Consider the following 26673-nt stretch of genomic DNA (forward strand, 5'->3'; position numbering starts at 1 on the left):
AGATGCGTTCGACTGCCCGTCTTGCCGCGCTTGCCGCCCTGTTCCTTCCCGCCGCCGCCCAGGCTCAAAGCGTTAACCCCGCCGGCTCGGGCCCGATCATTGCCGCACTCGGCTGGCTGCAGGGGACGCTGCTCGGCAACGTTGCCACGGCGGTCGCCGTGATGGCCGTAGCGGCAGTCGGCTTCATGATGCTGACCGGGCGGATGAACTGGCGCTTCGGTGCAACCGTAATTCTCGGCTGCTTCATCCTGTTCGGGGCTGCCTCGATCGTAGCGGGCATCCAGTCCGCCGCGGCGGTAGGCTGACGTGGAACTGGTCCGTCATCCTGTCCATCGGGCCCTGACCCGGCCGCAGATGTTTGCGGGGGTGACGTTCAACTACTTCGTCATCAACGGACTGGTGACGACGGAGATGTTCCTGATCCTCAAGAGCTTGTGGATCATCCCGATTCCGTTCGTGATGCATGCCATCGGATATTTCGCCTGTCTGCGCGAACCCCGGATCTTCGACCTGTGGCTGACCAAGGTGAGCCGTTGTCCGCGGGTGAAGAACTGGAAGCGCTGGGGTTGCAACAGTTACGCGGCCTGACCGCGAATACGCCCCGCCATTGGGCGGGAAGGAGCGAGTGTGATGGGGACTAAGTGGCTGGGAGCCGCCGCATGGAGCGCTAAGGAAGCGCACGCTGGCGACCGCCTGCCCTACGCCCGGCTGGTCGACGAAGGGACTTTGCTCCTGCGCGACGGATCGCTGATGGGGGCACTGCAGGTTCCGGGCCTGCTGTTCGAGACTGAAGATACCGAGGCGCTCAACGCCCATTCGGCCACGCGCGAAGTCATGCTGCGCTCGAACCTCGATGCGCGGTTCGTGATGTACCACCACGTGATCCGCCGCCGCGTTTCGATTGAGCTCGAGGCCCGCTTCGAGGATCCCTTGAGCGCCCATATCGACCGCCGCTGGCGCGAGAAGCTGTCGCGCGGGTCACTGTTCGTGAACGACCAGTTCGTCACGCTGGTGCGCCGCCCGGCGCGCGGCAAGGCGGGTCTCGCCGAACGCGCCGGCAAGATGTTCCGCCGCCGGAGTGAAGGCCTCGAGGCCGATCCGCGCGAAGTGCGTGCGCTGCGGGCCGCGCTCCAGTCGCTGGCCGCTTCGCTCGGCCTTTACGGGGCGCAACCGCTCGGCGATTACGCTGGCCCCAACGGCACGGCGAACAACGAGCTGCTCGAACTGCTGAGCGCGCTCTACAACGGCGAGATGCGCCCCGTGCGCAAGCCGACCGACGAGACCGACGTCGGCAAGATGCTGCCCTATCGCCGTGCGAGCTTCGGGCTCGACGCGATGGAGTTGCGCGGTGCCGGTGGCCTCGGCGGCGGTGCGGACTTTGCCGCCATCCTAAGCCTCAAGGACTACCCCGACGCGACCAGCCCGGGCCTGCTCGACCCGCTGCTGCGCCTGCCGTTCGAGATGGTCGTGACCGAAAGCTTCGCCCCGGCGGAGCGGCAGACAGCGCGTGAGCGGATCGACCTGGCCCTGCGCCGCCTGCGTTCGGCGGACGAAGAAGCCATGGCCGAACGCGGCGAGATGCTCTCGGCCCGCGATGCGCTCGGCAGTGGCTCGGCGGCCTTTGGCGATCACCACCTGTCGGTCCTGGTCAGGGCAGCCGATCTCGTCCGCCTCGACGATGCCAGCGCGCAAGTCGGCGCCGCCCTCGCCGACATGGGCGCGATCGCGGTGCGCGAAGACACCAACCTCGAGCCCGCCTTCTGGGGCCAGTTCCCTGGCAACGAGGCCTACCTCGTGCGCCGCGGCATGATCTCCAGCGCCAACATGGCGAGCTTCGCCTCGCTTCACGGCTTCGCGCTGGGCCAGGCGACCGGCAACCACTGGGGCGACGCCGTGGCGCTGCTCGAAACGACGAGCGCGACGCCGTTCTTCTTCAACTTCCACCAGGGCGACCTCGGCAACTTCTCGGTCATCGGACCGTCGGGCTCGGGCAAGACGGTGGTGATGAACTTCCTCGCCGCCCAGGCGCAGAAGTTCGCCCCGCGCACAATCCTGTTCGACAAGGACCGTGGCGCCGAACTGTTCATCCGCGGCATCGGCGGCCGCTACGACCGCATCCGTGCCGGCGAGCCGACCGGGTTCAACCCGCTCGCGCTGCCCGATAACCCAGCCAACCGTGCGTTCCTGCGCGACTGGCTCGGTGTGCTGCTCCAGGCCGAAGGTCCGGAAGAGCTGTCGACGATCTCCGGCGCGGTCGACGCGGCTTATGCCAACGACGCCTCGCTGCGCCGCCTGCGGTTCTTCCGCGAGTTGCTCTCGGGCGCGCGCCGGCCGCAGCCGGGCGACCTGGCCGACCGTCTCTCCCCGTGGATCGAGGACGGCGAGCACGCCTGGATGTTCGACAATGCGGAAGACCGGCTTGACCTGTCGACCCGCGTGATGGGCTTCGACATGACCGCGCTGCTCGAAAGCCCGCGGCTGCGTACCCCGACGATGATGTACCTGTTCCACCGCATCGACGAGCGGCTCGACGGTTCGCCGACGATGATCCTCATCGACGAGGGGTGGAAGGCGCTCGACGACGCGGTCTTTGCCGCGCGCATTCGCGACTGGCTCAAGACGCTGAGGAAGCGCAACGCGCTGGTCGGGTTCGCCACGCAAAGCGCTCGCGACGCGCTCGACAGCCGTATCTCGGCGGCGTTGGTCGAGCAGACGGCGACGATGATCTTCATGCCCAATGCCCGCGCCCGGGCCGAGGACTACTGCGACGGCTTCGGCCTGACCGCGCACGAACTGGCGCTGATCCGCAGCCTTCCGGCCCACAGCCGCGCGTTCCTGATCCGCCAGAGCGACGCCTCGGTGGTGGTGCGGCTCGACCTGTCGGGTGCGAGCGAAGTGCTGACGGTCCTGTCCGGCCGCGAGAGCGCGGTGCGCAGGCTCGACCTGATCCGCGAGGCCGTGGGCGACCACCCGTCGGCCTGGTATCCGATCCTCACCGGCCGCTCCTGGCCGGGCGGGCAGGACGGCGACCGGCACGATGACGCCGACGACGGCGGGATCATGGCTTGGGAGGCCGCCCAGTGAGCGTGTCGCTCGATCCGGCCACTTGCCAGCAGGCGCTCGACGGCGTCGGCAGCGGTGTGGCCGCGAGCCTCTATGCGGTCGACTGCGCCGCCACTGCCACCGCGCAAGCCGCGTTCGGTCGCCTGTTCGGCACCGACGGCGCGCTGCTGCCGGTCCTGACGATCCTGCTGACGCTGTTCGTCGCCTTCTTCGCCTTTGCCCTGATCACCGGCCGCTCGAACCTCGGCATCGCCTCGCTGACGCCGCGGATGATGACGCTCGGCCTGGTGCTGACCTTTGCCACCAGCTGGATCGCCTATCAGGGCGTGGTGTGGAACCTCGCGGTCGGGGCGCCCGACCAGATCGCCAGCTTGCTCATGGGTACGAGAGGCTCAGCGACGCAGCTGTTCGCGGGGCGGATCGACATCGTGTTCAGCGCGCTGATGGAGGCCGACAACGCCCGAAACGCCGGCGGCGCCGGAGCGGCCGCGGTCTCGACTTTCTCGCCGCCGGGCCTGATGTGGCTGGGCGCGACGCTGCTGCTGCTCGGCACGGTCGGCATCCTCGCCACCACCCGCATCGCCCTCGCCGTATTGCTGGCGCTCGGCCCAGTGTTCGTAGTGCTGGCCCTGTTCCCCGCGACGCGCGGCCTGTTCACGGGCTGGCTCAAGGGCGTGATCATGCTGGCCCTGGCACCGCTGTTCGCCGTGCTCTGCGGCACGCTGATGCTCGAGCTTTCGGTGCCGGTCCTGCGCACCTTGATCGAGGCCCCCAACGGCGAGATCGATCCGCGCGCGGCCATGGCCTTCTTCGTGATCGGCGCGGTGCATCTGTCGCTGATGATTATGGCGCTCAAGGTCGCCGGCACGATGGTGGCCGGATGGACCGTGTTCGGCCTCGCCGGTTCGAGCAAGGAAACGAGCGGCGGCTCGACGATGAGTTCCGGTCGCATGCCGCCCGCCGCCCAGGCGATCGCGCCTGCCGCCCAAGCCGCTGCCGCCGCGCCGCCGCCTTCGCGTGAGATCAGGCTCTCTGCCACGACGCCGGTTGCCGCCAACGACACCGCTGGCGTCGCGGGAGGCACGAGCCACGAGACCCGCATCGTCGGTTCCAGCACCATGACCGCGCCCCAAGCCGCTGCCAGCAGCGCCAACGCCTCCCTTTCGCGCGCACGCGGCGTCGGTAGCCGCTTCCGCGCCGCCCCCAATAAAATGCCGGAGACTTTCCGATGAACCGCCCCCTTATCGCCGCCGCCCTGCTCGCCGGGTCGGTCCTGCTGCCGAGCGTCGCGCTCGCTGACGACCCCCGCCTGGTCGAGCGGGTCTACGATCCGAACAAGGTCGTGCGCATCGAGGGCAAACCCAACGTCCAGGCCGCGATCCGCTTCGCCGAGGACGAGCACATCGAGAACGTCGCCATCGGCGATTCCAACGCCTGGCAGGTGACCCCGAACAAGCGCGCAAACCTGCTGTTTGTTAAGCCGCTGTCCGAACGCGCGGTCACCAACATGACCGTGGTCACCGACCGCCACACCTACCTGTTCGACCTTGTCGCCAGCCCGGGAAGCCGCAACCCGATCTACGTTCTCGCGTTCAAGTACCCTGAGGACGAGGCCGCAGTTCAGCAGGCCGATGCCGAGGCGGTCGTGCCGCAAGCGCCCAACGCCGTCGAAGCGGCCGCGGTGAGCGATCCCTATGCGGTGGTCGACCCGGCCGAACTCAACTTCGCCTGGCAGAGCTCCGGCGATACCTCGCTGCTGCCGGCACAAGTCTATGACGATGGCGAAGCGACGTTCCTGACCTGGGCGCCCGGCACGACGCTGCCCGCGATCCTCGTCAAGGACTACGAAGGCACCGAAGGCCCGGTCAATTTCGCGGTGCGCGGCGATGTCATCGTGGTCGACGGAGTGCCGCGCGAAATCGTGCTGCGCGCCGGTGACGACATGGCAAAGCTCGCCAATCGCGGGCCCGCCCGTCCGCCCAAACAGGCACAGCCGGGAATCGCCCGCGCCAATGGCCAGCCCGCAACGGAGGTGAAGTGATGAAGCTCGCCATGCGTCTTCCGGAAAAGGGCCGGGCCGCTGCCGCCAGCGACCCGCGTGACGAGGTCTCGGCCGAAGTCATCGACCTCGCCAGCCGCACCGCCTACCCGGTCGTCGGCCAGCGCAAGGGCCGCTCCGACGCGCTCGGCCTTGCTGCCGGTGTCGGCTTCGTCGCCTTGCTCGGCGCCGCGACGCTGTGGGGTCTCAACACCACGCGCATGGGCGACGAGCAGCAGGCCGCTGTGCCCCAGCCCGCCGCGCCCGCGCCGTTCGTGGCGCCGCCCGCTCCGGCCCAGCCGGCTCCGGTGGCCGCGCCCGCCGTGCAGCCCGACCCCGCCCCGGCGCCGATCCTGGCGCAAGTTCCCGGCGTTGCGATGATGCCGGCGACCAATCCTTATTCCTCGCCGACGCTGGTGTTCGACGCCAGCTCGCTGCCGATACCGATTGCCGAGGCGATCGCCGAAGCCACCGCGGCGGGCCAGACCGAAGGCCGGCCCCAGGGTGACGACTTCGCCAGCCGCATCGGCGGCGTCGGTGGCGGTCCGACCCAGGCGCGCAACGACATCGATCCCAAGACCACGGTCACCCAGGGCACGCTGATCCCGGCAGTGCTCGAAACCGCGATCAACACCGACGTGCCCGGCTTCGTTCGCGCCGTGGTGAGTCAGGACGTACGCAGCTTCGACGGCACGCGCGTGCTCGTCCCGCGCAGCTCGCGCCTGATCGGGCAGTACCAGTCGGGCCTGCAAGCCGGCCAGAAGCGCGCCTACGTGATCTGGACGCGCCTGATCCGTCCCGACGGCGTCTCGGTGGCGCTCGCGTCGCCCGGCACCGCCTATGACGGTTCGGGCGGGTTGCCCGGCAAGGTCGACACGCACTTCTTCCAGCGCTTCGGCTCGGCGATCCTGTTGTCGGTCATCGGCGGGCTGGCCGCCACCAGCAGCGGCGGATCTTCGGTGATCGTCGGCGGCGGCCAGACCGCGGCTTCGACGGCGCTGCAGCAGAACGGCCAAATCTCGCCGACCGTACGTGTGCGTCCGGGCGAGCCGATCCGTGTGGTCACCGCGCGCGACCTCGACTTCTCGACCGCACCGCGCCTGTAATTCGCCGATGAGCGCCCGCGTCCATCCCTTGCCGACCTCGGCATCAACCGGGGCTGAGGAGCCTCCCGCTCCGGTCAGCGGTAGCGTCTATCTCGACGCCTATCTCGCCCCATTTAGCGAATGGCTGGCGCGCGACACGGTGACCGAGATCCTGGTCAACCGGCCGGGCGAAGTGTGGATCGAGGACGCCGCGCATCCCGGCATGCAGCGGATCGAGACTTCGGTGATCGACGACAAGCTGGTCCAGCGCCTCGCCGAGCAGGTCGCGCGGGTCAGCCACCAGGGCATCAACCGCGAGCATCCCTTGCTCGGAGCCACCCTACCCGACGGCGCCCGTATCCAGGTCTGCGGCCCACCCGCGACGCGCAAGCACTGGGCGCTGGCGATCCGCCGCCACCGCCGCCTCGACCTGCCGCTCGACGCCTATGACCGCGGGCCGCTCCAGCCGGTCCGCGAACCGGTGCTGCCCGATCCGGTCGCCGAGCCCGTCGCGTTCCTTCGTGCCGCCATCGCCGCGCGCAAGACGATCCTCATTTCCGGTGGCACCTCGACCGGCAAGACCACCTTCCTCAACGCCATGCTCGGCGAAATCCCGCAGCATGAACGCGTGGTGCTGGTCGAAGACACCGCCGAGCTTCGCCTTCCGGGCGCCAACGGCGTCGGCCTGATCGCGGTGAAGGGTGAGCTCGGCGAAGCGCGCGTCACCGCCAACGAACTGCTCCAGTCGGCCCTTCGCCTGCGCCCCGACCGCATCGTGCTCGGCGAATTGCGCGGCGCGGAGAGCGTGTCGTTCCTGCGCGCGATCAACACCGGCCACCCCGGCAGCTTCTCGACCATCCATGCCAACTCCCCGCGCGGCGCGCTGGAGCAGCTGGCGCTCATGGTCATGCAGACCGGCATTGGCCTCACGCGAAGCGATACGGTCGCTTATGCCGCGTCGGTGATCGACATCATCGTCCAGCTCGACCGCGTCGAGGGCAAGCGCGGGATCAGCGCGATTTCGTGGAGCAAGGATCTGGCCTGAGAGCCGGTTAGCCCTTCCGGAAGGGCGTCCGCTCTCCGAGGTAGAGTTGGTCCTGGGCGACACCCGCCCGCTCGCGTTCAAGGAAATCGGCGACAGCCGCACGGAAGCCCGGATCGGCGATGTAGTGCATCGACCAGGTTCGGACCGGCTCATAGCCTCGGGCCAGCTTGTGCCCGCCCTGCGCCCCGGCCTCGACCCTTGCGAGGCCCCGCTCGATAGCCGCGTCGATCGCCTGGTAGTAGCACAGCTCGAAATGCAGGAAGGGCTTGTCGACCACGCAGCCCCAGTAGCGTCCGTAGATCGCCTCTTCGCCGATGAAGTTGAGCGCCCCGGCAATCGGCCGGCCCTCTTCGAACGCCATAACCAGCAGGACCTGTTCGCCCATTCGCTCGCTGAACAAGTCGAAAGCCGAGCGGGTCAGGTAGGGGCTGCCCCATTTGCGCGAGCCGGTGTCCTGGTAGAACAGCCAGAAGGCGTCCCAGTGCTCGGGCCGGATCTCCGCCCCGGCCAGAGCCCGGATCTCGACGCCCTCCTGCGCCGCCTGGCGTTCCTTGCGGATGGCCTTGCGCTTGCGCGAGGCGAGTTCGGCGAGGAAGTCCTCGAAGGTCGCGTAGCCGCGGTTGTGCCAGTGGAACTGGATGTCGCTGCGGGGCAGCCAGCCGGCCTGCTCGAACAGCGCGACTTGCTCCGGCTCGACGAAAGTCGCGTGTGCCGAGGAGAATTCGAGCTGGCGGCACACCCTCTGCGCCGCTTTCAACAGGGGCGCGGCATAGGCGGGGTCCGACAACAGCAGGCGCGGCCCCGTCGCCGGAGTGAACGGCGCGGCGATCTGCAGCTTGGGGTAGTAGGCGCCCCCTGCGCGCTCCCAGGCGTCGGCCCAGGCGTGGTCGAACACGTATTCGCCCTGGCTGTGGCCCTTGGCATAGGCCGGCAGCGCGGCCAGCAAGTGCCCAGCCCCGTCCTCGATCACCAGCGGGGCGGGCGTCCATCCCGTCCCCGGCCCCACGCTTTCGGAATCCTCCAGCGCGGTGAGGAAGGCGTGCGACATGAACGGATTGCGGCTGCCTGCGAGGGCGTCCCAGCCCTCTGCGGGCAGCGAGCCCACCGAAGGGGCCATGCGGACTGTGAGGTCGGCGTCTGCCATTGGCTGGAGTCTAGGGATTAATGGGCTTCGATTGAACCCTGTGTGTTTGACGGCCTGTGGTTCGACAAGCTCACCACGAACGGATTTTGGTGATTGAGAAGAATTTACTCACTCCGTTCGTCCTGAGCTTGTCGAAGGACGCTGCGCCCAGGCGACCCCCTCGCCTTCCGCGATCGGCGTAGCGGCACAGGCTGCCGCCCTTTCCGCCAGAGCAGCGCTGCGGACGGTCCAGGTCAGCAGCGGCAGCCCACGCTGGCGTTGGCCCTCGGCGAATCGGCTCGGCAAGTTGCGCACGTCGTAGGCGAGGAAATCCGGCCGAGCGCGCCATAGGGACAGCCGGCGGGCCGCAGCGCCAGAATCGGCTTCGCTAACCACCAGCCCCCGCACCGTGACGGGCGAGTGGCCGGCGAACCAATGCCCGACGCGCGGATCGAAGCTCATGACTGCGTGAGGGCCGGCGTACGCTCCGAGGTCCTGCAGGACTGCACGACACAGCCTGTCGATCGGAGTCTCGCGCCGTGTCTTGACCTCGACCAGCAGCGGCACGCGCCCACCGATCTGCTCCAGCAACCGGCGCAGACTGGGAATCCTATCGCCGGAGCCGGTTAGCCCGATCTGTCCCAGCTCCGCTGCCGTTCGCTTGGCAACGGGACCGCTTTCATCGGTCAGCCGATCCAGCTCGAAGTCATGGAACACCATCGCCCGCCCGTCAGCGGTCAGTTGCACATCACATTCGATGCCGAGCCCCGCCTCGATGGCGCGCTCGAAGGCTGTGGGAGAATTCTCGACCGCGCCCGGACCATGCAGCCCGCGATGCGCGTAGGCGCCTTTCGTCAGCCAGCCCACCCGCGCCGGATCGGGCGCGGGAGCCAGCCAGCCGTCAAGGCTTGAGAGCAACGATCGCGTCCACCTCGACCGCGGCGCCGAGCGGCAGGACGGGCACGCCGACCGCGGCCCGGGCATGGCGCCCGGCCTCGCCGAACACTTCGGCCATCAGGTCCGAAGCGCCGTTGGCCACTTTGGCCTGGTCGGTGAAGTCGGCAGTCGAATTGACGAAGGCCTCTAGCTTGACGATCCGTTCGACCCGGTCGAGCGAGCCGAGCGCGGTCTGCAGCTGGCTCAGGATCATCACCCCGCAAGCGCGGGCGGCGGCGATGCCCTGCTCCAGCGTCACGTCAGCGCCCAGGCGGCCGGTAGCGAGCTGGCCGTCGATGAACGGCAACTGCCCCGAAACGTAGGCCGTGCCGCCTGAAACGACGACCGGAACATAGGACGCCACCGGCGCGGCGGCGGGCGGAAGGGTGATGCCGAGTTCGGCAAGGCGGGCCTCGATGCTCATGGCCGCGTTCCATGCAACGTTTCGAGCACCCACGGCAAGGCTTCGGCCCAGGTATCGAGCCGCGCATGGGCATGCCCGGCCTTGAGCGCGCAGGGGATATGCGGGGCCACCGCAGGCTCTCCGCAGAAGTGCAGCCGCGAGACATTGGGCAGCACTTCGGCCGCCGACTCATGGTGCTTCGCGATGTCGTCGATGAAGACCACGCGGTTGGCGCCATACTGTTCGACGATGCGCCGCAGGGCCTCTCCCTTCGGGCCCTGGTTGGTGAACACCGGCAGCTCGATCCCGTGTGTGAGCAGCTGCTGCGCGCGTCCGTCGCGGTACCTGTCGAGCAGGTTGGTCAGCACCACGACATCGGCTTCGCGCTTGAGCTCGGCCATCGCCGCAGCGGCGCCTTCGATCTCGGTCTGCCGGTCGAACTCAGTGTCGAAGAAGCCCTGCAGCAGGCGCCAGACGTCATCCTCGGCAACGATATCGCCGCTGCCCTGTCGCGTCATCGACTGGACGAACGGATCGCCTTCGAGCCGGAACTCGATCCCGTGATCTTCGCCCAGCCAGTCGCGGAAGTGCCGCACCATGTGCAGCAGGACTTCGTCGCAATCGGTTACCACCAGAGGCCGGGTCATTGGCCGATCCTGTCGCGCATCGAGGCTAAGAGCGACGGCTCGACTCCGAGCGACTCGGCGGCCGCGAGCAGGTCCGGCTCATGCGCACAGAGGAAATCCAGCACCGCGCGCTGGGTTGCCACGTCGCCAACCGTCTCGCGCAAGATTTCTGGCGTCAGACCGGTGAGGTCCAGGAAACGGTGGGCGCGCGCCGAGTCGCTGAGAATCCAGGCTAGCGCCGTAAGGGCCGTCCCCGACGGCTCCTTAAACGTATCTTCACGACCGTTAATAATTGTCAGCCTTCCATTAAGGGGTTAGAAGATAACCGATCTTCCGATTGGGGCCGGTGGATCATATGGGGGCCGCATGACGAAACGCATACTCGTTGTCGAGGACAACGATCTGAACCGGAAGCTTTTTTGCGACGTTCTCACTGCCAGTGGTTTCGCCGTCGAACCCGTAGCTGACGGAAATGTCGCCATCGAGCGGGCGCGGATCTTTATCCCCAATCTGGTCGTGATGGACATCCAGCTCCAGGAAGTCTCCGGCCTCGACCTCATCGCCAGCCTCAAAAAGGACGCGATCCTCGCCGATGTCCCCGTGCTCGCCGTGACGGCCTATGCCGGCAAGGGCGACGAACAACGGATCCGCGATGTCGGCGCTGAAGGTTACCTCGCCAAGCCGGTTTCGATCGGACCGTTCATGGCCGCGGTGAAGGGCCTGGTGGGTCAGTAAACCTGCGAGAGCTCGACCGCGAAGGCGGCGAGCGTGATGACCAGCCCGGCGATGAACAGCCGGTAGGCATATCCCAGAAAACGATACTTGCGCCGGTGGAGCACCTGCCCGTTCTGGTAGATGTCGCGCAGCATCAGGCGGAACACCTCTTCGTCGTCCTTGAGCTCGCCTAGCAGGTCGTCGGCCCACTCCTGCTCGTTGCGGTCATGGTAGTGACCAAAGAACAGCCAGTTGCGCTGTTCGGTCGTCGCAGGCTTTCCGACCGAGGGCATGACCGCGATCGCCCCACACAGCGCGCTCAGGAACGCAAACAGCGCGAGGATCGCCAGCGACCAGGGCAAGTGCCCGATCAGGGTCCGGCTGACCGCGATCGAGAACACCAGGAAACAGGCGCCCATCAGGATCGAGGCTTTCTGGTCCGCCATCTGGGCCAGGACCAACGTGTTGCGCTGCGCCGTGCGCAGCAAGTGGATGGCGTTTGGCGAATAGGCAGGGCCTTCACCGCCTGGCTCTGGACCTGCCCCCGTCTCGGCCATTGCGCTCTCCGCCCTATGCCAGAACCGCGTTCGCTGAAGGCGGTTGGACTGCCGACTATTCGACGCAAGGACTTGCCAGCGGGCCCCGCGCTTGACAAGCGGGGTGGCAAGGCGCTCTTCCGCGCCATTGAGCATTGCGCGAAAAAGTGGAAACCGGTTTTTCGCAAGTCGCAATGCGACAACCTGGATTGCGCCGCGGCGCTGGAATTGAGGAAGCTCTCATGGTTCGCGAAGACGTCGACAGCCGCATCCGCACGCTGATCGAACCGTTCAACAAGAAGAACGTCGAACTGGCCGATGCCACGACGTTCGCCGGCGATCTCGAGTTCGACAGCCTGACCGTCATGGACTTTGTCGCCGCGATCGAGGACGAATTCGACATCATCATCAGCATGAACCAGCAGGCCGAGATCGAAAGCTACGGCGATCTCGTCAACGCGGTGTGTTCGCTGGCGAAGGACTGATGGCGACCATGAGCGAAGGAATCAGCCAGGCGGACAAGCCTGAAGTGCTCGAAGGTCACGAACGCGACCTGTTCAGCAAGTTCGACGACATCATCCACACCCGCGAGACGCTTCTCGCCAGCGGGGTTGAGGATCCGTTCAGCCTGGTGATGGAGCAAGTGCTCTCGCCGACCCGCGCGGTCTGCAACGGGCGCGATACGATCCTGCTCGGCACCTACAACTACATGGGCATGACCTTCGACCCCGACGTGATCGAGGCCGGCAAGAACGCGCTCGAGAACTTCGGCGCCGGAACCACCGGCAGCCGGGTCCTCAACGGCACATACCGCGGGCACCGCGATGTCGAGGACGCGCTGCGTGAGTTCTATGCCATGGATCATGCCATGGTGTTCTCGACTGGCTACCAGGCCAACCTCGGGATCATCTCCACGATTGCCGGCAAGGGCGACTACATCGTCCTCGACATCGATTCGCACGCGAGCATCTGGGACGGCTGCGCGCTCGGCAATGCCGAGGTGGTGCCGTTCAAGCACAACGACATCGAGGCGATGGACAAGCGGCTCGGCCGCATCCCCGAAGGCGCCGGCAAGCTGGTCGTCCTCGAAGGCGTCTACTCGATGCTCGGCGACATCGCCCCGCTCAAGGAGATGATCGCGGTCGCCAAGAAGCACGGCGCCATGGTCCTGGTCGACGAGGCGCACTCGATGGGCTTCATCGGCGAAAACGGCCGCGGCGTGGCCGAGGCGCAGGGCGTGCTCGACGATGTCGACTTCGTCATCGGCACCTTCTCCAAGAGCGTCGGCACCGTCGGCGGCTTCTGCGTTTCGAACCACCCGAAGTTCGAGATCATGCGGCTGGTCTGCCGCCCCTACGTGTTCACCGCCAGCCTGCCGCCGAGCGTGGTCGCCACCGCCGCCACCTCGATCCGCAAGCTGATGCACGGCTCCAACAAGCGCGCGCATCTGTGGGAGAACTCCAAGCGCCTGCACGGTGGGTTGACCCAGCTCGGCTTCAAGCTCGGCACCGCAGAGCCGCAGAGCGCGATCGTCGCGGTCATCATGCCCGACCTCGAACATGGCGCGGCGATGTGGGAAGCGCTGCTCAAGGAAGGCCTCTACGTCAACCTCGCCCGCCCGCCGGCGACCCCGGCGAACATGACCCTGCTGCGCTGTTCGCTCTGCGCCGAGCACTCGAGCGAAGAGGTCGAGACTATTCTCGGCATGTTCGAACGCGCCGGAAAGGCCGTGGGGATCATTTAGACCCGACGGGCCTTCGCACCGGTTTCACTGGCAGCCGGAGGTAGCTGACGCCGTTCGCTTCGGCCGGTGGCAAGCGGCCTGCTCTGATGTTGACCTGGATCGAGGGCAGCAGCAGCCGCGGGACGGCGAGTCCGGTGTCGCGTGCCTCGCGCATGGCGACGAACTCGTCCTCGCTGACGCCGTCATGGACATGAACGTTGGCGCGGCGTTCTTCTCCGACAGTGGTTTCCCAGCGATAGTCCTCGCGGCCCGGCGCCTTGTAGTCGTGGCACAAGAACAGCCGGGTTTCCTCGGGCAAGGCAAGCAAGCGGCGGATCGAACGATAGAGCTGGCGCGCGTCGCCGCCTGGAAAGTCGGCGCGCGCCGTGCCGTAGTCCGGCATGAACAGCGTGTCGCCAACGAACACGGCATCACCGATCCGATAGGCCAAGTCCGCCGGCGTGTGGCCGGGGACGTGCATCACCTCGACCTCAAGTTCGCCAATCGCGAAGCGTTCTCCATCGGCGAACAGGCGATCGAAGTCGGAGCCATCGGTTTTGAGATCGTCGGCCAGGAACATCGGCCGGAAGATCTTCTGCACGTCGCGGATGTGCTCCCCGATGCCGATCTTTGCGCCGGTTTCTGCCTTGAGGAACGGCGCGGCGGAGAGGTGATCGGCATGGGCATGGGTTTCCAGCACCCATTCCACAGTCAGGCCTTCCTCGCGGGCGGCTGCCAGAATCGCTTCGGCCGAACGAACATCGGCCTCGCCCGAGGCAAGGTCGAAGTCGAGCACTGGATCAATGATGGCGGCGCGGCGCGTCACCGGGTCCGATACGAGATAGCTGACGGTGAAAGTCGGCTCGTCAAAGAAGGCGCGAATCTGCGGCTGGGGGGCCATGGCGGAACTCCTGGTTCGATTGCTCTTGACATATATAAGGATATACTTATTTAGCAAGTCCTAATGGAACAGTCTCTCAATCCCCCGATGGATCTCGCTACCTTCGAAGCGCACGCAGGAACCGTGGCCGATCTGCTCAAGGCGCTGGGTAACCAGCGCCGGCTGATGGTTATGTGCAAACTTGCCGAACATGGCGAGGTGACGGTCGGCACGCTGGCCGACGAAGTGGGCCTGGGCCAATCCGCCCTGTCTCAACACCTCGCCCGCATGCGCTCCGAAGGTCTGGTGACGTTTCGGCGCGAAAGCCAGACGCTTTGGTACCGTATCGCCGATCCCCGGTGTGGGAGGCTGCTCGCCACGCTCTACGAGCTTTATTGCAAGGATTCGGACCAGTGACCTTACCCAAAGTCTCTCCCACCGAGGCCCGCACCATGGTGCAGAACGGCGCGAGGATGATCGACATTCGCGGGCGCGACGAGTTCGCGCGGTCGCGCGCGGTGGGCGCCAAGAATGTGCCCGTCGAGGAAATCGAGTCCCTGGAGGCCGGTGGACCCGTGGTCTTTCTTTGCCGCTCCGGCATGAGGACCGTCACTAACGCGGCGAAGCTTGGCGCGGCCTGCGGCGGCGAGGCCTACATTCTCGATGGCGGCCTCGATGCATGGCGCGCTGCCGGCCTCGCAACCGAGGACGATCGCTCGCAGCCGCTCGAGATCATGCGCCAGGTGCAGATCGTCGCAGGATCACTCGTGCTTATCGGTGTGGTGCTGGGCTTCCTCGTGACGCCGCTACTCTTCGGCTTGTCCGCCTTCGTCGGCGCCGGGCTGGTAATGGCCGGTGTCACAGGCTGGTGCGGCATGGCGCAGCTGCTGCGCGGCATGCCATGGAACCGCCGGGCAGCCTGATCCGGTGGACCCGCTCACGATCCTGGCGGCCCTGGCCGCGGGGGCAGCGATTGGGTTCGTCCTTGGCCTGGTGGGCGGCGGCGGCTCGATCCTGGCCGTCCCGCTGCTTGTCTATGTCGTCGGCGTCGAATCGCCACACGCGGCGATAGGCACAGCGGCCGTGGCCGTCGCGCTCAACGCGGCGGCCGGGCTTGCCGGTCATGCTCGGGCGGGCAACGTGAAATGGCCTTGTGCCCTTGTCTTTGCCGGCGCCGGCGTAGTCGGGGCGCTGATCGGCGCCGAAGCCGGCAAGGCGCTCGACGGTGAAAAGCTGCTGGCCTTGTTCGGCGGGCTTATGGTCGTCATCGGAGCGATCATGATCTGGCGGCGCGGCGGAGTGGAAGATCCGGACGTTCGGCTCGACCGCACCACTGCGCGGCACTTGTTGCCTCGGCTCATCCCGGCCGGACTGGCGGTGGGCCTTCTGGCGGGCTTCTTCGGTATCGGCGGGGGCTTCCTGATCGTGCCCGCGCTACTGTTCGCGACGGCCATGCCGACCGGAGTGGCAATCGGAACTTCGCTGGTCGTAGTGACAGCTCTCGGCGCCAGCACCGCTGGCTCTTACGCGGTGTCCGGTCTTGTCGATTGGAAACTTGTCGCGCTGCTAGTGCTGGGCGGGCTGGCCGGAACCCTGCCGGGCCGACTGGCCGGACGCGCCCTCGCCGGGCGGAAAGGCGTCCTCAACACGGGGTTTGCCATGATGGTCATCGCCATTGGCCTCGCCATCGTGTGGCAGGGTATTTCGACTTTCAGCTGAAGGCTTGCTGCCCCATCAGGCGAAGCTGGAATTAAGCGCAGCCGCCGAACACTTGTCCGCCGAGCCCTCGCCGCCATGCCCGAGCAAGGTCACCGCCGCGAATCCGGCAATCACCAGCACCACGAAGCCGGCGGTAACCAGCCCGAGGTACTTGTCGATGAAGCGCTTGATCGGCGCTCCGAACAGGCGGAACAGCACGCCCACGATCATGAAGCTGATCGAGCGCGAGACCAGGCTGCCGAGCAGGAACAGGCCCACGTTCATGCCCATGAACCCGGCGGTGATCGTCAGCAGCTTGAACGGGATCGGCGTCGCGCCCTTGGCGACGAACAGCCAGAAGCCGTATTCGTTGAGATAGCAGACCGCGACCGGGAAGCTCTTGGTCAGGCCGAGCCATTCGAGCAGCTGCGTACCGACCGTGTCGTACAGCCCCCAGCCGATCGCATAACCGAGCACCCCGCCCGCGACCGAAGCCAGCGTGGCGATGATCGCATAGCGCAGCGCCTTCTGCGGTTCGGCCAGGCACATCAGCCCGAGCAGCGGATGCGGAGGAACGGGGAAGAAGCTCGCCTCGACAAAGGCGAAGGCGGCCAGCCACCACTCGGCTTTGGGATGCGCGGCCTTGGCCATCGTCCAGTCGTACAGCTTGCGCAGCATTCGGGATTCCTCCGTCCAGCCCTTCGAGTAGGCGAGCGCCGCAAACCACGCAAGCGTCACGACTTAACCCATATGGCACTTTTCAATTGACATCGCGACGCTGTTTGGTTAGACAACAGGAACATCGCGATGGTGTGATTCGAAAAGGGCGGCCTGCAAAGGCTGCCCTTTTTCATTGCCCCATCGCCAGGCGGAGGCAACGAGATGACTGACGAGACAATGCCCGGCCCCAAATGGACCGGGACGTTCCTGACCGGGTTGGCCGAGACTGGAAAGGTGAGACCGGCCGCCAAGATCGCGGGCATAGCGGCGGGAACGGCTTACGCCCAACGCCGAACGAACTTGCTGTTCGCGGACGCTTGGGAGGCAGCACTCGCAACTCGAGCACCCGATACTCCCCGTTCGGACAATCCGAATGACAGCCCCCAGACGCGGTCCTCCGGTTGGCGCCATCGCTTCTTCGAGGCATTATTCGAAACATCAAACGTAACCGCGTCGGCCAAGCACGCGAATGTCCCGACGCGGACTGTCTACAAGGTGCGGTGCGAAGATGCCGACTTCGCCGCCAAGTGGTTGGTCGCGCTGCACGCAGGTTACGACAGCCTGGAGATGGAACTGCTGGCCTATCTGCGTGACCCCCAGCCCGGAAGAAAGATGGATGTGGCCTCGGCTCTGCGCCTGCTGGCTGCGCACCGCGAAACGGTCGCCCGCGAACGCCGGTTGAGCGAAGACGACGACGAGCAGGCGGTGTTCGATTCGATCGACGCCTTCATCGAGGACATGCGCCAGCGCCGCGCGGCCAATACGGCGATCCTGATCGAAGCGGACGCGAACGATGTCGAGGACTGATCTCGCCGAGGATTTGCTTAAGCTCGAGCCCGACGAGCGGAAGCAAGAGCTCAAGCGCCTGTCGCACCGCCAGCGACGCTCGCTGGCCAGGCACTGGAGGCTCTGGGCTCACGCTGGCCAGCTGCCGGCAGCTCAGAGGTGGCATACCTGGCTGATCATGGCCGGGCGCGGCTTCGGCAAAACCCGCGCCGGCGCCGAATGGGTCAGGGCCATCGCCGAAGCCGATCGCACAGCCCGGATCGCGCTGGTAGCCTCGACGCTCGGTGAGGCACGGCGAGTCATGGTCGAAGGACCGAGCGGATTGCTGGCGATCGCGTCTTGGCGCAAACGCCCAGTCTTCGAACCCTCCAAGCGTCAACTGACGTGGCCGGGCGGCGCGACCGCCACGCTCTATTCAGCGGCCGAGCCCGAAAGCCTGCGCGGCCCGCAACACAGCCACGCGTGGTGCGACGAGATCGCCAAGTGGGACCAGGCGGGCGGCCGAGCCGAAAGCACGTGGGACAACCTGCTGCTGGGCCTGCGGCTCGGCAAGGCACCTCGCGCTGTCGCAACCACCACCCCGCGCGCGGTGCCGCTACTGAAACGGCTGCTCCGCCAGCCTGAGTTGATCGTGACTCGCGGCACGACCGCCGACAACCGCGACAACCTGCCGCCGGGCTTCGTCCGATCGGTGCGGGCGCAGTTCGGCCGTTCGCTGCTCGGCCGGCAGGAGCTTGACGGCGAACTGATCGAGGAGATCGAGGGCGCCTTGTGGAGCCGCGCGCTGCTGGAGGACTGCCGCGAGGACGAGGTCTCGTCACCACCTCAGCGGGTGGTGATCGGCGTCGACCCTCCAGCTTCTGCCGAGGGCGACGCCTGCGGCATCGTCGCCTGCGCCCTGGGCGAGGACGGCATAGCCCGCGTGCTCGCCGACCGCTCGGTCCGCCGCCCGACCCCCGAACGCTGGGCCCGCGCCGTGGCCGAGGCCTCGCGTGAATGGCAGGCTGACCGGGTGGTCGCCGAGGCCAACAACGGCGGCGAGATGGTCCGCTCGGTACTCCACGCGGCCGACCTGGCGCTGCCGGTGCGGCTGGTCCACGCTAGCCGGGGGAAGAGCGCGCGAGCCGAACCGGTGGCCGCGCTCTACGAGAGCGGGCGGGTGCGGCATGTCGGGCAGATGCCGCTGCTGGAGGATGAACTCTGCGGGCTGATGGCCGGCGGGACTTACCAGGGGCCGGGGCGGAGCCCGGACCGTGCGGATGCGCTGGTATGGGCCTTGAGCGAGCTGATGTTGCGGCGGCGGGCGGAACCTAGGGTGCGGTTGCTTTAGATCCTCCCCGAGCTTGCGCGGGGAGGGGGACCGCCCGGCGCAGCCGGGTGGTGGAGGGGCAGGCGAGCACGCGCAAACTCAACGAGCGCCTCCACCGCCGCATCGCTGTCACTCAACACATCGCGCGCTGGAATTCGGACCGTTTCAACGCCCATCCGATCGAGCCACAAGTCACGCCCGCGATCGAGCGTCGCGCGCTCGGCATTGTCGCGGGCATACCCATCCACCTCAATCGCAAGCCGGGCGTCGCTGCAAAAGAAGTCGAGCACGAAAGGCCCGGTTGGGTGCTGGCAACGGAACTTGAGCCCGTAGGGACGCTGGCGAAGCCGTTGCCACAGGAGAACTTCCGGCAGCGATATGGCCTTGCGCAGGCCCCGGGCTGTGCGAACGCCGCCAGCTTTCGGTTTCGGTGCTATGCCTTTGAACATGCAGTGAATCCCCCCTCCACCATGCTTCGCATGGTCCCCCTCCCCGAGCAAGCTCGGGGAGGATCTGAAGGCTGAGCTATCTGATCCATTTTCGAGGTGTCGGACCAAAACCAAGCCTCCCCGAGCTTGCTCGGGGAGGGGGACCGCCGACGAAGTCGGTGGTGGTGGGGTAAAGCGCTTGGCCGCCTACCCCTCCGTCAGCCGCCTGCGGCGTCTGCCACCTCCCCGAGACAAGCTCGGGGAGGATCTTGGCGAGACATCAGGATAAATCCCGAGATACAGCCCCGCGCTAATGTGGAGGATGCGCCTCCATGACCGTGGTGCTGGTGATCTTCCTGCTGACCTACACGGTCATCGCCATCGGCTACCTCCCGGGCTTCCGTATCGACCGCACCGGCGCGGCGCTGCTCGGCGCAATCGCGATGATCGTGATCGGCGGGATGAGCCCGGACCAGGCCTGGGACTCTGCCGACTTCGGCACCCTGGCGTTGCTGTTCGGGCTGATGGTGGTGTCGGGCGCGTTCTATGTTGCCGGGTTCTACCACTGGGTGGCGGTAAAGATCGGCCGGATGGATGTGCGGCCCGAGATCCTGCTCGCGGCGATGATCGGGGTTTCTACCGCGCTCTCCTCGCTGCTGACCAACGATGTCGTGGTGGTGGCGATGACGCCGCTGCTGATCGAGATCGCGCTCGGGCGGCGGCTCAATCCGATCCCGTTCCTGCTGGCCTTCGCGTTCGCCTCCAACGCCGGGTCGGCGGGGAGCATGATCGGCAGTCCGCAGAACATCATCATCGCCGGTCAGATGAAGGTGAGCTTCACCCAGTTCCTGGTCGCGGGGTTGGTGCCCGCGCTGCTGTCGATGCCGGTGATCTGGGGCGCGATCGTGCTGCTCTATCGCGGGCGCTGGACCACCGGTGTCGCATCGCAAGATGAGCCTGACGAAGAGGAAGAGGAAGAGGAAGAGGAAGAGGTCGTCATCAACCGCCTTGAGATCGTCAAGGCGTCGGTAGTGCTGGCAGCCGTTCTGGCGAGCTTCCTGTTCGCACCGTGGCCCTACCCAGTCGTGGCGCTGACCGCGGCGGGGGTGCTGCTGCTCAACCGGCGGGCCATCGGGGTGAGTTCGAGCGACCTGCTCAGTCGCGTCGATGGCAGCCTGCTGCTGCTGGTGTTCTCGCTCTACGTGATCAACGGGGCGTTTTCGATGACCGACTACCCGGAGATGGTCCTGCACTGGCTCGCCGGGCACGGGTTCGACTTGCACGATCCGCATGTGATGCTGGTGGTGATCTCGCTGCTGTCCGATCTCGCCGACAACAATTCCGCCGTGCTGCTGCTGACGCCTTACGCCGACACCAGCCAGCCGCTCGTGACCACCGCGGCGCTGGCGCTGGGGGCGGGGTTTTCGAGCAACATTGTCAACTTCGGCAGTCTCGCCGGGATCATCGTGGTCGAAGGCGCGGCTCGGCAGGGCGTGAAGATCTCGTTCATGGAATTCTTCCGCGCCGGGGTGATTGTCGGCGTGGCGTGTCTGCTGATTGCTGCCGCGTGGATCGCGGTGCTGCAGGGGATGGCCTGAGCCCGCTCAGAAGAAGAAGAAGAAATCTCACGCAAAGGCGCGAAGAACCTAAACTCCACCCTTCGTCATCCCCGCGAACGCGGGGACCCAGTCAGCCCTTTGTGCTGCTCCGCCCTAGGTTCCCGCGTTCGCGGGAATGACGAAGGTTTGAGGTGGTGAGCCACCTCTTCGCGCCTTTGCGCCTTTGCGTGACGAATCAAATTCCCAACAGAAAGGCCAACCCATGTCCTTCATCGACACGCTCCGCACCGCCTTCAAGGCGGGCGGCGGAGCGCGCGTGCCGTTGGCGCGCTCTTTCACCTCGCCGTGGTCCTGGCCGATCGAGCCCGGCAGCGGCAGCCGTCCGTTCGAATACACCAGCGGCGTGCGCCAGGCGTTCCTCGAGAACCCGGTGGCGCAGAGAGCCGTGCGCATCGTGGCCGAGGGCGTCGGTAGCGCGCCTCTCCTCCCCGCAGACGAGGCGGCGCGGCGATTGGTCTCCGCAACCAGCGCGGGACAATCCCTGCTCGAAACGCTCGCCGCGCACTTGCTGCTCCACGGCAACGGCTACGTCCAGGTCACGCGCGACGGCTCAGGCCAGCCGGTCGAGCTGTTCGCCCTGCGCCCCGACCGCGTCTCTGTGGTCCCTGGCGCCGACGGCTGGCCCGCCGCCTATCGCTACAAGGCCGGCGAGACCACGCTGACCCTGCCGGTCGAGGACGACGACGGCTGGCCCCAGGTCATCCACCTCAAGGCCCTCCACCCCTCGGACGATCACTATGGCGCCGGGTGTCTCGCCGCCGCGAGCCAAGCGGTGGCGATCCACAACGCCGCCAGCGGCTGGAACCGCGCCCTCCTCGAAAACGCCGCCCGGCCGAGCGGGGCGCTGGTGATGGAGGCGGGCGAAGGCGCCACGCTGACCGGCCAGCAATTCGACCGCCTCCAGGCCGAGCTGCTCGCCGCTTATGCCGGCGCCAACAACGCAGGGCGGCCGATGCTGCTCGAAGGCGGGCTGCGCTGGCAGCCGCTGTCGCTGACCCCGGCGGACATGGACTTCGCCGAGCTCAAGGCCGCGGCCGCGCGCGACATCGCGCTCGCGTTCGGGGTGCCGCCGATGCTGCTCGGCCTGCCCGGCGACAACACTTACGCCAACTATCGCGAGGCCAACCGCGCGCTGTGGCGGCTGACCTTGTTGCCGCTGGCGGGGAAGATCCTCTCCGGCCTGGAGGAAGGCTTGCGGCCGTGGTTCCCCAAGCTGGAATTGGCGATCGACCTCGACCGCGTCCCGGCCCTTTCCGAAGACCGCGAACGGCTCTGGGCGCAGCTCACTGCCGCCGATTTCCTGACCTCCGCCGAGAAGCGCAGCCTGCTCGGCATAGACAAAGCGGGAGAGGCCCGATGAGACGCAAAGACATGCTCGCCCGCCTGATGGCGCAGGCCAATAGCGAGGGCAGCGACCTCGTCACCCTGCGCGCGATCGTGGAGGAAGCGAGCGAACTCGGCGCCGCGCGGGTGCTCGACCGCCTCGGCCTCGACGACGACCGCGCGCAGGACGACATCGACGAACTGCGCGAACTGCTCGGCGCCTGGCGCGCGGCCAAGGCGAGTGCGTGGAAGGCGGCGATCGCCTGGATCGTGCGCGGCGCGCTGGCGCTGCTGTTGATCGGGATCGCGGTGCGCATCGGCGTGCCGGAGATGCTGCGATGAGCCGCCTTGCCGGTTATGCGGCGCTGTTCGGCGTGCCGGATGGGGCGCGGGATACGATCCGCAAGGGCGCCTTTGCGCGAACCTTGGCGGAGAGGGCCGAGCCGTTGCCGCTGCTATGGCAGCATCGGCCTGGCCAGCGCATTGGCTCGGTCGAAACGGTAGCCGAGGATGAGCACGGCTTGCGAGTGATTGCCCGCATCGACCGCCCCGAGAGCCGCGCCGCCGTGTTGCTCAGCCAGGGCGCGGTGAGCGGCCTGAGTTTCGGCTACCGGGCGCGAGGATTCCGGCGACTGCCCGAGGGGCGTTTGCTGGAGGACATCGAGCTGCTTGAGGTTAGCCTGGTCACGCACCCGCTGCAGTTCGGCGCGCGCGTGCATCTGGTGGCCTGAGAATTGGCAACACTTGCCCTTTGCCCCTCTTCCGTTCGTGGTGAGCCTGTCGAACCACGCTAGCGCCGCGCTCCCGTCCTTCGACAAGCTCAGGACGAACGGGGAGAGGGAGTAGATCGAGACTCACCCGGCTCCTCACTGGAACCTGCACCTGCCCCTCCACCATGCTTCGCATGGTCCCCCTCCCCCGATGGGGGAGGACCCCCAAGCCGCCCCAGGGCGGCTTTTTTCTTGCCCAACGAAAGGTCAACTGCCCCATGAGTATCGAACCCGAAACCGAAGTCCTCGCCGCCAGCTTCGACCTCGTCGCCCGTCAGGACGCCACCGAACAAGCGGTCGAAGTCCTGCGCAGCGACGTGGACGAGGTGAAGGCCCGCCTCGACCGCGTCAGCCGCGCCGCCTCGCGCCCAGTGCTCGACGGCGCCCCAGCCGACCCCGAAGTGAAGAGCTTCGTCGACGGCTACTTGCGCAAGGGCCGGGTGACCGAGATCAAGTCGATCAGTGGCGCCACCCCGCAAGACGGCGGCTATGCCGTCCCGCGCGAGATCGACGCGATGATCGCCAGCCAGCTGGTCGAAATCAGCCCGATCCGGCAGATCGCCCAAGTCGTGCAAGTCGGCACCTCGGGCTATCGCAAGCTCGTTTCGCGAGGCGGCACGGCCAGCGGCTGGGTGGCAGAGACCGCGGGTCGTACGGAAACCGGCACGCCCGAGTTCGCCGAGATCGCCCCGCCCACCGGCGAACTCTACGCCAACCCGGCCGCGAGCCAGACCATGCTCGACGACGCCGCCTTCGACCTCGAAGCCTGGCTGGCGAGCGAGATCGCCATGGAGTTCGGCCGGGCGGAAGGGGCGGCGTTCGTCAACGGGACCGGCGACAACCAGCCGCTCGGGTTCCTTGCCGCGTCTTTCTCGCCGCTGGGTGATGCGAACCGGGCTTTCGGCACGTTGCAGTATCTCGGCTCGGGCGACGACGGCGGCTTTGGCACCAACCCCGAAAGCCGCCTGATCGACCTCGTCCACTCGCTCAAGGCCGGGCATCGCCAGGGGGCGAGCTGGGTGATGAACTCGGCCACGCTCAGCCTGGTGCGCAAGCTCAAGACCGCCGAAGGGAACTTCCTGTGGCAGCCGGGCCTGGTCGAAGGCCAGCCGGACCGGCTGCTCGGCTATCCGGTGATCGAGGCCGAGGACATGCCCGACGTCGCCGCGCGCGAGTTCCCGATCGCGTTCGGCAACTTCAAGGCCGGCTACCTGATCACCGAACGCAGCGCGACGAACATCCTGCGCGATCCCTTCACCAACAAGCCGTTCGTGCACTTCTACGCCACCAAGCGCGTGGCCGGGCAGGCCCAGAAGGAGTTCTTCGTGAACGAGGCCCACGCCCTAACAGATGCCCTGCTCCACCCGGCCATCGAAGGACAGGCCGACAGCCCCCCGGCCAAGCCACGAGAAGGCGAATGCTGGCTGGTCGGCGCGTCGCCCTCCAGCACATGGGCCGGGCACTCCGGCAGCCTCGCCTGTTTTCAGGCGGGCGCCTGGATGTTCGTCGAGCCGCGCGATGGCCTGCGGGTGCTCGACCGCGCCACGGGTCAGGAGATCCGCTTTCGCGGCGGATGGATGCGCCCAGTCAAACCGGCAACGCCGATTGGCGGCGCGACGATCGACGGCGAGGCGAGAGCCGCCATCGCGCAACTCGTGACCGCCCTTGTCGCCGGCGGCATTCTCGCCGAAAGCTGAGTTGGAGCCTTTGGCGCATTTTGCCGTTATGCTCCCGTGTGTTCACAGGAAGGTCGCTGTCCATGAAGTTCGCCCTCGTCTCCGCCCTCCCGCTCCTAACTGTCCTGGCAGCGTGCCAGTCGGTCCCCGACGAGCAGCCTTCGGACCGCCTGGCCCAGGCGACCTTGCGCCTCGCCAACGGCCAGCCCGCGGGCGCCGCGCAAGTCCTGGCAAGCGGATCGCAGGTCAATGTCACGGTGGCTCTGATCGGCATTTCGCCCGGCGTGCACGGCATGCACCTGCACACGACCGGCTCTTGCGACGCGCCCGAGTTCACCTCGGCCGGCGGGCACCTCAATCCAGACCATCGCCAGCACGGGACAGAGAACCCCGCCGGCTCGCACCTCGGCGACCTGCCCAACATCACGATCGGCAGCGACGGCACCGGTTCGGCCAGCGTGACGCTCAATGGCACGCGCGACCAGGTGCTCGCCCAGTTGTTCGATGCCGATGGCACCGCGATCGTCGTCCACGCCAGTGCCGACGATTACAAGACCGATCCTTCGGGCAACTCGGGCGGGCGCATCGCCTGCGGCGTGCTTACGCGAAGCTAAGCTCGCCGCCGCTCGCCGCGGCGCGGTCGATGCGTGAAGCTTCGGCCGCGGGATAAGTGCGGATCGCCACCACCAACGCGGCAACGCCGAAAGGCACCACCGCAAGGTTGGCGATCACGCCGCTCCCGAGGTTGCCGGTCATTTCCGAGACCAGGCCCGCGGTGAAGGGACCAAAGGCCAGCCCGATCAGGGTCGCGCCGAGGAAGAAGATCGCCGTAGCCGTGCCGCGCATGTGCGGCAGTACCAGCGCCTGGGTCGCCGCCGCCGAAGCCCCCATGGCGGAGGACGTGGCGAACTGGAGCAGGAAGCTGCAGGCGAAGAAAGTGTTCGCGTCCGCCGTCCGATAGCCGATCAACACCAGCGGAATCGGCCCGAGCAGTCCGCCGAACACGACCCACAGGCGTCCCGACTCGTGCAAGCGGTGGCAACGGTCGGCCAGCCAACCGCCGCCGATCACGCCGAGGAACCCGCCGAGTGCCGCGGGCGCCCCGATCATCCAGCCGAGCTCGATCTTGCTCAGGCCGAAGGTTCGCTCCGCATAGGGGGCGGCCCAGTAGGACACGGTGTAGCCGGTGTAGGAAACCACCGCGTAGGCGAGCACCACGCCCACGAAAGCCGGCGTCCGCCAGGTGAGCTGGAACGTAGGCTCGTCCTTGACCCGCAGCGAACAGGCCCAGCTGAACACGGCGTAGCTGCCGATCGCGACGAACCACATCTGCTCCGGATTGCCGAGAGTGGCCGAAAGCAATGTGGCCGCGAGCGCGAGGACTGCCGCCGCTACAAGGTTGACCGTGCGCGCCCGAGGTCCGCGCCGGGCAGCGCCGTAGAAAGTGAACGGCGGCACGATCTCCATCACTTCGCCGACGAAGTTGGGCCAGGCGCGCGGATCGCCACGGCTTGGCATTCCCTCGCTTGCCCCGCGCACCGGTTCGCGCAGCGAGTAGACCCAAAAGGCGAGCAGCAGGCCGGGCAATCCGACAGCCAGGAACGCCGCCTGCCAACCCACCAGCCCGCAGGGGCCGCCATCGGGCCATGTGCGGTTCCAGGCCTCGACGATCGTGCCCCCGATCAACAACGACAGGCCGCTCCCCACGAACAGGCCTGCCGAATAGATCCCGATCGCCGTCGCGCGAAGGCGTTGCGGAAACCAGTCGGCGATCAGCGAGTAGGCGCTGGGGCTCGCCGTCGCTTCGCCCACGCCTACGCCTACACGCGCCGCCGCCAGCATTGCGCCGTTGCGGGCGAGGCCCGAGAGCGCAGTCATGAACGACCACAAGGTCAGGCCTAGCGCGAGCAGCCGCGTGCGGTTCCACCCGTCGGCCAGCCGGCCCAAAGGGATTCCGAACAGCGCATAGAAGATCGCGAACGCCGTGCCGTAGAGAAAGCCCAACTGCGCGTCGGTCAGGTTGAGATCGGCCTTGATGTCATTGGCCAGGATCGAGAGGATCTGCCGGTCGATGAAGTTGACCATGTAGACCACGAACAACACGCCAAGCGCATACCAGCTGTAGGCCGGCACCGGCCTGTCGTGTTTGTGAATAGGACCCTCCCCGTCCAT

At 67.0% G+C, this 26673-nt stretch carries 31 protein-coding genes and 1 pseudogene; 22 read left to right on the top strand and 10 right to left on the bottom strand.

Annotated elements, in window-relative coordinates; genetic code table 11:
• The first annotated feature begins 2 nt into the window (after positions 1-2).
• Genes ASD76_RS12680 through virB11 form a run of 7 tightly spaced genes read left to right on the top strand, consistent with a single transcriptional unit; the run spans position 3 to position 7231 of the window.
• Positions 3-305, top strand: a complete 303-nt coding sequence (locus tag ASD76_RS12680; RefSeq protein WP_200943100.1) for a TrbC/VirB2 family protein — start codon at positions 3-5, stop codon at positions 303-305.
• A 1-nt stretch (position 306) separates the two neighbouring features.
• A complete protein-coding gene (locus tag ASD76_RS12685) occupies positions 307-588 on the top strand; it encodes a type IV secretion system protein VirB3 (RefSeq protein WP_055923452.1) in 282 nt (93 codons plus the stop codon).
• A gap of 42 nt (positions 589-630) precedes the next feature.
• A complete protein-coding gene (locus ASD76_RS12690) occupies positions 631-3084 on the top strand; it encodes a VirB4 family type IV secretion/conjugal transfer ATPase (protein ID WP_055923456.1) in 2454 nt (817 codons plus the stop codon).
• A complete protein-coding gene (locus tag ASD76_RS12695; RefSeq protein WP_235506720.1) occupies positions 3081-4295 on the top strand; it encodes a type IV secretion system protein in 1215 nt (404 codons plus the stop codon). The genes ASD76_RS12690 and ASD76_RS12695 overlap by 4 nt, the downstream gene beginning before the upstream one ends.
• Complete coding sequence (locus tag ASD76_RS12700) at positions 4292-5104, top strand: TrbG/VirB9 family P-type conjugative transfer protein (protein ID WP_055923462.1); 813 nt, start codon at positions 4292-4294, stop codon at positions 5102-5104. The genes ASD76_RS12695 and ASD76_RS12700 overlap by 4 nt, the downstream gene beginning before the upstream one ends.
• Complete coding sequence (locus ASD76_RS12705) at positions 5104-6207, top strand: TrbI/VirB10 family protein (RefSeq protein ID WP_055923464.1); 1104 nt, start codon at positions 5104-5106, stop codon at positions 6205-6207. The genes ASD76_RS12700 and ASD76_RS12705 overlap by 1 nt, the downstream gene beginning before the upstream one ends.
• Positions 6208-6214: 7 nt before the next feature.
• Positions 6215-7231, top strand: coding sequence for a P-type DNA transfer ATPase VirB11 (gene virB11, locus ASD76_RS12710; protein ID WP_082553826.1), 1017 nt, complete (start codon positions 6215-6217; stop codon positions 7229-7231).
• Between the two features lie 7 nt (positions 7232-7238).
• On the opposite strand, the gene ASD76_RS12715 is transcribed toward virB11, so the two are convergent.
• The 5 genes from ASD76_RS12715 to ASD76_RS12735 all read right to left on the bottom strand — a co-directional run bounded on the left by ASD76_RS12715 (position 7239) and on the right by ASD76_RS12735 (position 10618).
• Entirely contained in the window at positions 7239-8375 is a 1137-nt protein-coding gene (locus ASD76_RS12715; protein WP_055923467.1) for a GNAT family N-acetyltransferase, read from the bottom strand.
• Between the two features lie 108 nt (positions 8376-8483).
• Positions 8484-9272, bottom strand: a complete 789-nt coding sequence (locus ASD76_RS12720) for a glycerophosphodiester phosphodiesterase family protein (protein WP_055923470.1) — start codon at positions 9270-9272, stop codon at positions 8484-8486.
• Positions 9256-9714, bottom strand: coding sequence for a RidA family protein (locus ASD76_RS12725; RefSeq protein WP_055923473.1), 459 nt, complete (start codon positions 9712-9714; stop codon positions 9256-9258). Before ASD76_RS12725 ends, ASD76_RS12720 begins: the two co-directional genes overlap by 17 nt.
• Positions 9711-10340: a hypothetical protein gene (locus ASD76_RS12730; protein ID WP_055923477.1), complete on the bottom strand. Its 630-nt coding sequence runs from the start codon at positions 10338-10340 to the stop codon at positions 9711-9713. The genes ASD76_RS12725 and ASD76_RS12730 overlap by 4 nt, the downstream gene beginning before the upstream one ends.
• Positions 10337-10618, bottom strand: coding sequence for a DUF3572 family protein (locus ASD76_RS12735; protein ID WP_082553828.1), 282 nt, complete (start codon positions 10616-10618; stop codon positions 10337-10339). The genes ASD76_RS12730 and ASD76_RS12735 overlap by 4 nt, the downstream gene beginning before the upstream one ends.
• 67 nt (positions 10619-10685) lie before the next feature.
• Here ASD76_RS12735 and ASD76_RS12740 point away from each other — a divergent pair, with 67 nt between their 5' ends.
• Positions 10686-11054 (top strand): response regulator, encoded by a 369-nt coding sequence (locus ASD76_RS12740; protein ID WP_055923482.1) that lies wholly within the window; start codon positions 10686-10688, stop codon positions 11052-11054.
• Here the strand turns inward: ASD76_RS12740 and ASD76_RS12745 are convergent.
• Positions 11048-11590, bottom strand: coding sequence for a Pycsar system effector family protein (locus ASD76_RS12745; RefSeq protein ID WP_055924269.1), 543 nt, complete (start codon positions 11588-11590; stop codon positions 11048-11050). The two genes, ASD76_RS12740 and ASD76_RS12745, sit on opposite strands and share 7 nt — an antisense overlap.
• A gap of 221 nt (positions 11591-11811) precedes the next feature.
• Here ASD76_RS12745 and ASD76_RS12750 point away from each other — a divergent pair, with 221 nt between their 5' ends.
• Together ASD76_RS12750 and spt are read left to right on the top strand one after the other, a co-directional pair.
• Positions 11812-12054: an acyl carrier protein gene (locus ASD76_RS12750; protein ID WP_055923485.1), complete on the top strand. Its 243-nt coding sequence runs from the start codon at positions 11812-11814 to the stop codon at positions 12052-12054.
• Between the two features lie 8 nt (positions 12055-12062).
• Complete coding sequence (gene spt / locus ASD76_RS12755; protein ID WP_055924272.1) at positions 12063-13313, top strand: serine palmitoyltransferase; 1251 nt, start codon at positions 12063-12065, stop codon at positions 13311-13313.
• Here the strand turns inward: spt and ASD76_RS12760 are convergent.
• Entirely contained in the window at positions 13306-14193 is an 888-nt protein-coding gene (locus tag ASD76_RS12760) for an MBL fold metallo-hydrolase (RefSeq protein ID WP_055923488.1), read from the bottom strand. The two genes, spt and ASD76_RS12760, sit on opposite strands and share 8 nt — an antisense overlap.
• Positions 14194-14256: 63 nt before the next feature.
• Here ASD76_RS12760 and ASD76_RS12765 point away from each other — a divergent pair, with 63 nt between their 5' ends.
• Genes ASD76_RS12765 through ASD76_RS12775 form a run of 3 tightly spaced genes read left to right on the top strand, consistent with a single transcriptional unit; the run spans position 14257 to position 15891 of the window.
• A complete protein-coding gene (locus tag ASD76_RS12765; protein WP_055923491.1) occupies positions 14257-14589 on the top strand; it encodes an ArsR/SmtB family transcription factor in 333 nt (110 codons plus the stop codon).
• On the top strand, positions 14586-15095 hold the full coding sequence (locus tag ASD76_RS12770) for a rhodanese family protein (RefSeq protein WP_055923494.1): 510 nt from the start codon (positions 14586-14588) through the stop codon (positions 15093-15095). The genes ASD76_RS12765 and ASD76_RS12770 overlap by 4 nt, the downstream gene beginning before the upstream one ends.
• Positions 15096-15099: 4 nt before the next feature.
• A complete protein-coding gene (locus tag ASD76_RS12775; protein WP_055923497.1) occupies positions 15100-15891 on the top strand; it encodes a sulfite exporter TauE/SafE family protein in 792 nt (263 codons plus the stop codon).
• A 15-nt stretch (positions 15892-15906) separates the two neighbouring features.
• Here ASD76_RS12775 and ASD76_RS12780 read toward each other — a convergent pair whose 3' ends face one another.
• Entirely contained in the window at positions 15907-16548 is a 642-nt protein-coding gene (locus tag ASD76_RS12780; RefSeq protein WP_055924276.1) for a YqaA family protein, read from the bottom strand.
• Between the two features lie 204 nt (positions 16549-16752).
• On the opposite strand from ASD76_RS12780, the gene ASD76_RS12785 reads away from it, so the two are divergent.
• Together ASD76_RS12785 and ASD76_RS12790 are read left to right on the top strand one after the other, a co-directional pair.
• On the top strand, positions 16753-17397 hold the full coding sequence (locus ASD76_RS12785) for a hypothetical protein (RefSeq protein ID WP_055923500.1): 645 nt from the start codon (positions 16753-16755) through the stop codon (positions 17395-17397).
• Positions 17384-18706: a DNA-packaging protein gene (locus ASD76_RS12790; RefSeq protein ID WP_055923503.1), complete on the top strand. Its 1323-nt coding sequence runs from the start codon at positions 17384-17386 to the stop codon at positions 18704-18706. Before ASD76_RS12785 ends, ASD76_RS12790 begins: the two co-directional genes overlap by 14 nt.
• Here the strand turns inward: ASD76_RS12790 and ASD76_RS18015 are convergent.
• A complete protein-coding gene (locus ASD76_RS18015; RefSeq protein WP_082553830.1) occupies positions 18703-19134 on the bottom strand; it encodes an endonuclease domain-containing protein in 432 nt (143 codons plus the stop codon). The two genes, ASD76_RS12790 and ASD76_RS18015, sit on opposite strands and share 4 nt — an antisense overlap.
• Before the next feature lie 311 nt (positions 19135-19445).
• Between ASD76_RS18015 and ASD76_RS12800 the strand changes: the two genes are divergently transcribed.
• From ASD76_RS12800 to ASD76_RS12825, 7 genes and pseudogenes are all read left to right on the top strand, one after another.
• Complete coding sequence (locus ASD76_RS12800) at positions 19446-20711, top strand: SLC13 family permease (protein WP_055923512.1); 1266 nt, start codon at positions 19446-19448, stop codon at positions 20709-20711.
• A 223-nt stretch (positions 20712-20934) separates the two neighbouring features.
• Complete coding sequence (locus ASD76_RS12805) at positions 20935-22092, top strand: phage portal protein (protein ID WP_055923516.1); 1158 nt, start codon at positions 20935-20937, stop codon at positions 22090-22092.
• Positions 22089-22397 carry a DUF6127 family protein gene (locus tag ASD76_RS12810; RefSeq protein WP_055923519.1) on the top strand — a complete coding sequence of 103 codons (309 nt, stop codon included), beginning with the start codon at positions 22089-22091 and terminating at the stop codon, positions 22395-22397. The genes ASD76_RS12805 and ASD76_RS12810 overlap by 4 nt, the downstream gene beginning before the upstream one ends.
• Positions 22394-22786, top strand: coding sequence for an HK97 family phage prohead protease (locus ASD76_RS12815; protein ID WP_055923522.1), 393 nt, complete (start codon positions 22394-22396; stop codon positions 22784-22786). Before ASD76_RS12810 ends, ASD76_RS12815 begins: the two co-directional genes overlap by 4 nt.
• A gap of 257 nt (positions 22787-23043) precedes the next feature.
• Positions 23044-24132: pseudogene (locus ASD76_RS12820) on the top strand (phage major capsid protein); the annotation flags it as partial.
• Positions 24133-24150: 18 nt separating this feature from the next.
• Positions 24151-24522 carry a DUF2793 domain-containing protein gene (locus ASD76_RS18645; RefSeq protein WP_235506754.1) on the top strand — a complete coding sequence of 124 codons (372 nt, stop codon included), beginning with the start codon at positions 24151-24153 and terminating at the stop codon, positions 24520-24522.
• 62 nt (positions 24523-24584) lie between these two features.
• Positions 24585-25115, top strand: a complete 531-nt coding sequence (locus ASD76_RS12825) for a superoxide dismutase family protein (RefSeq protein ID WP_055923524.1) — start codon at positions 24585-24587, stop codon at positions 25113-25115.
• Here the strand turns inward: ASD76_RS12825 and ASD76_RS12830 are convergent.
• Positions 25102-26673: a spinster family MFS transporter gene (locus tag ASD76_RS12830; RefSeq protein ID WP_055923527.1), complete on the bottom strand. Its 1572-nt coding sequence runs from the start codon at positions 26671-26673 to the stop codon at positions 25102-25104. The genes ASD76_RS12825 and ASD76_RS12830 overlap by 14 nt on opposite strands.

The sequence above is a fragment of the Altererythrobacter sp. Root672 genome (assembly GCF_001427865.1).
Taxonomy (GTDB): Bacteria; Pseudomonadota; Alphaproteobacteria; order Sphingomonadales; family Sphingomonadaceae; genus Croceibacterium_A.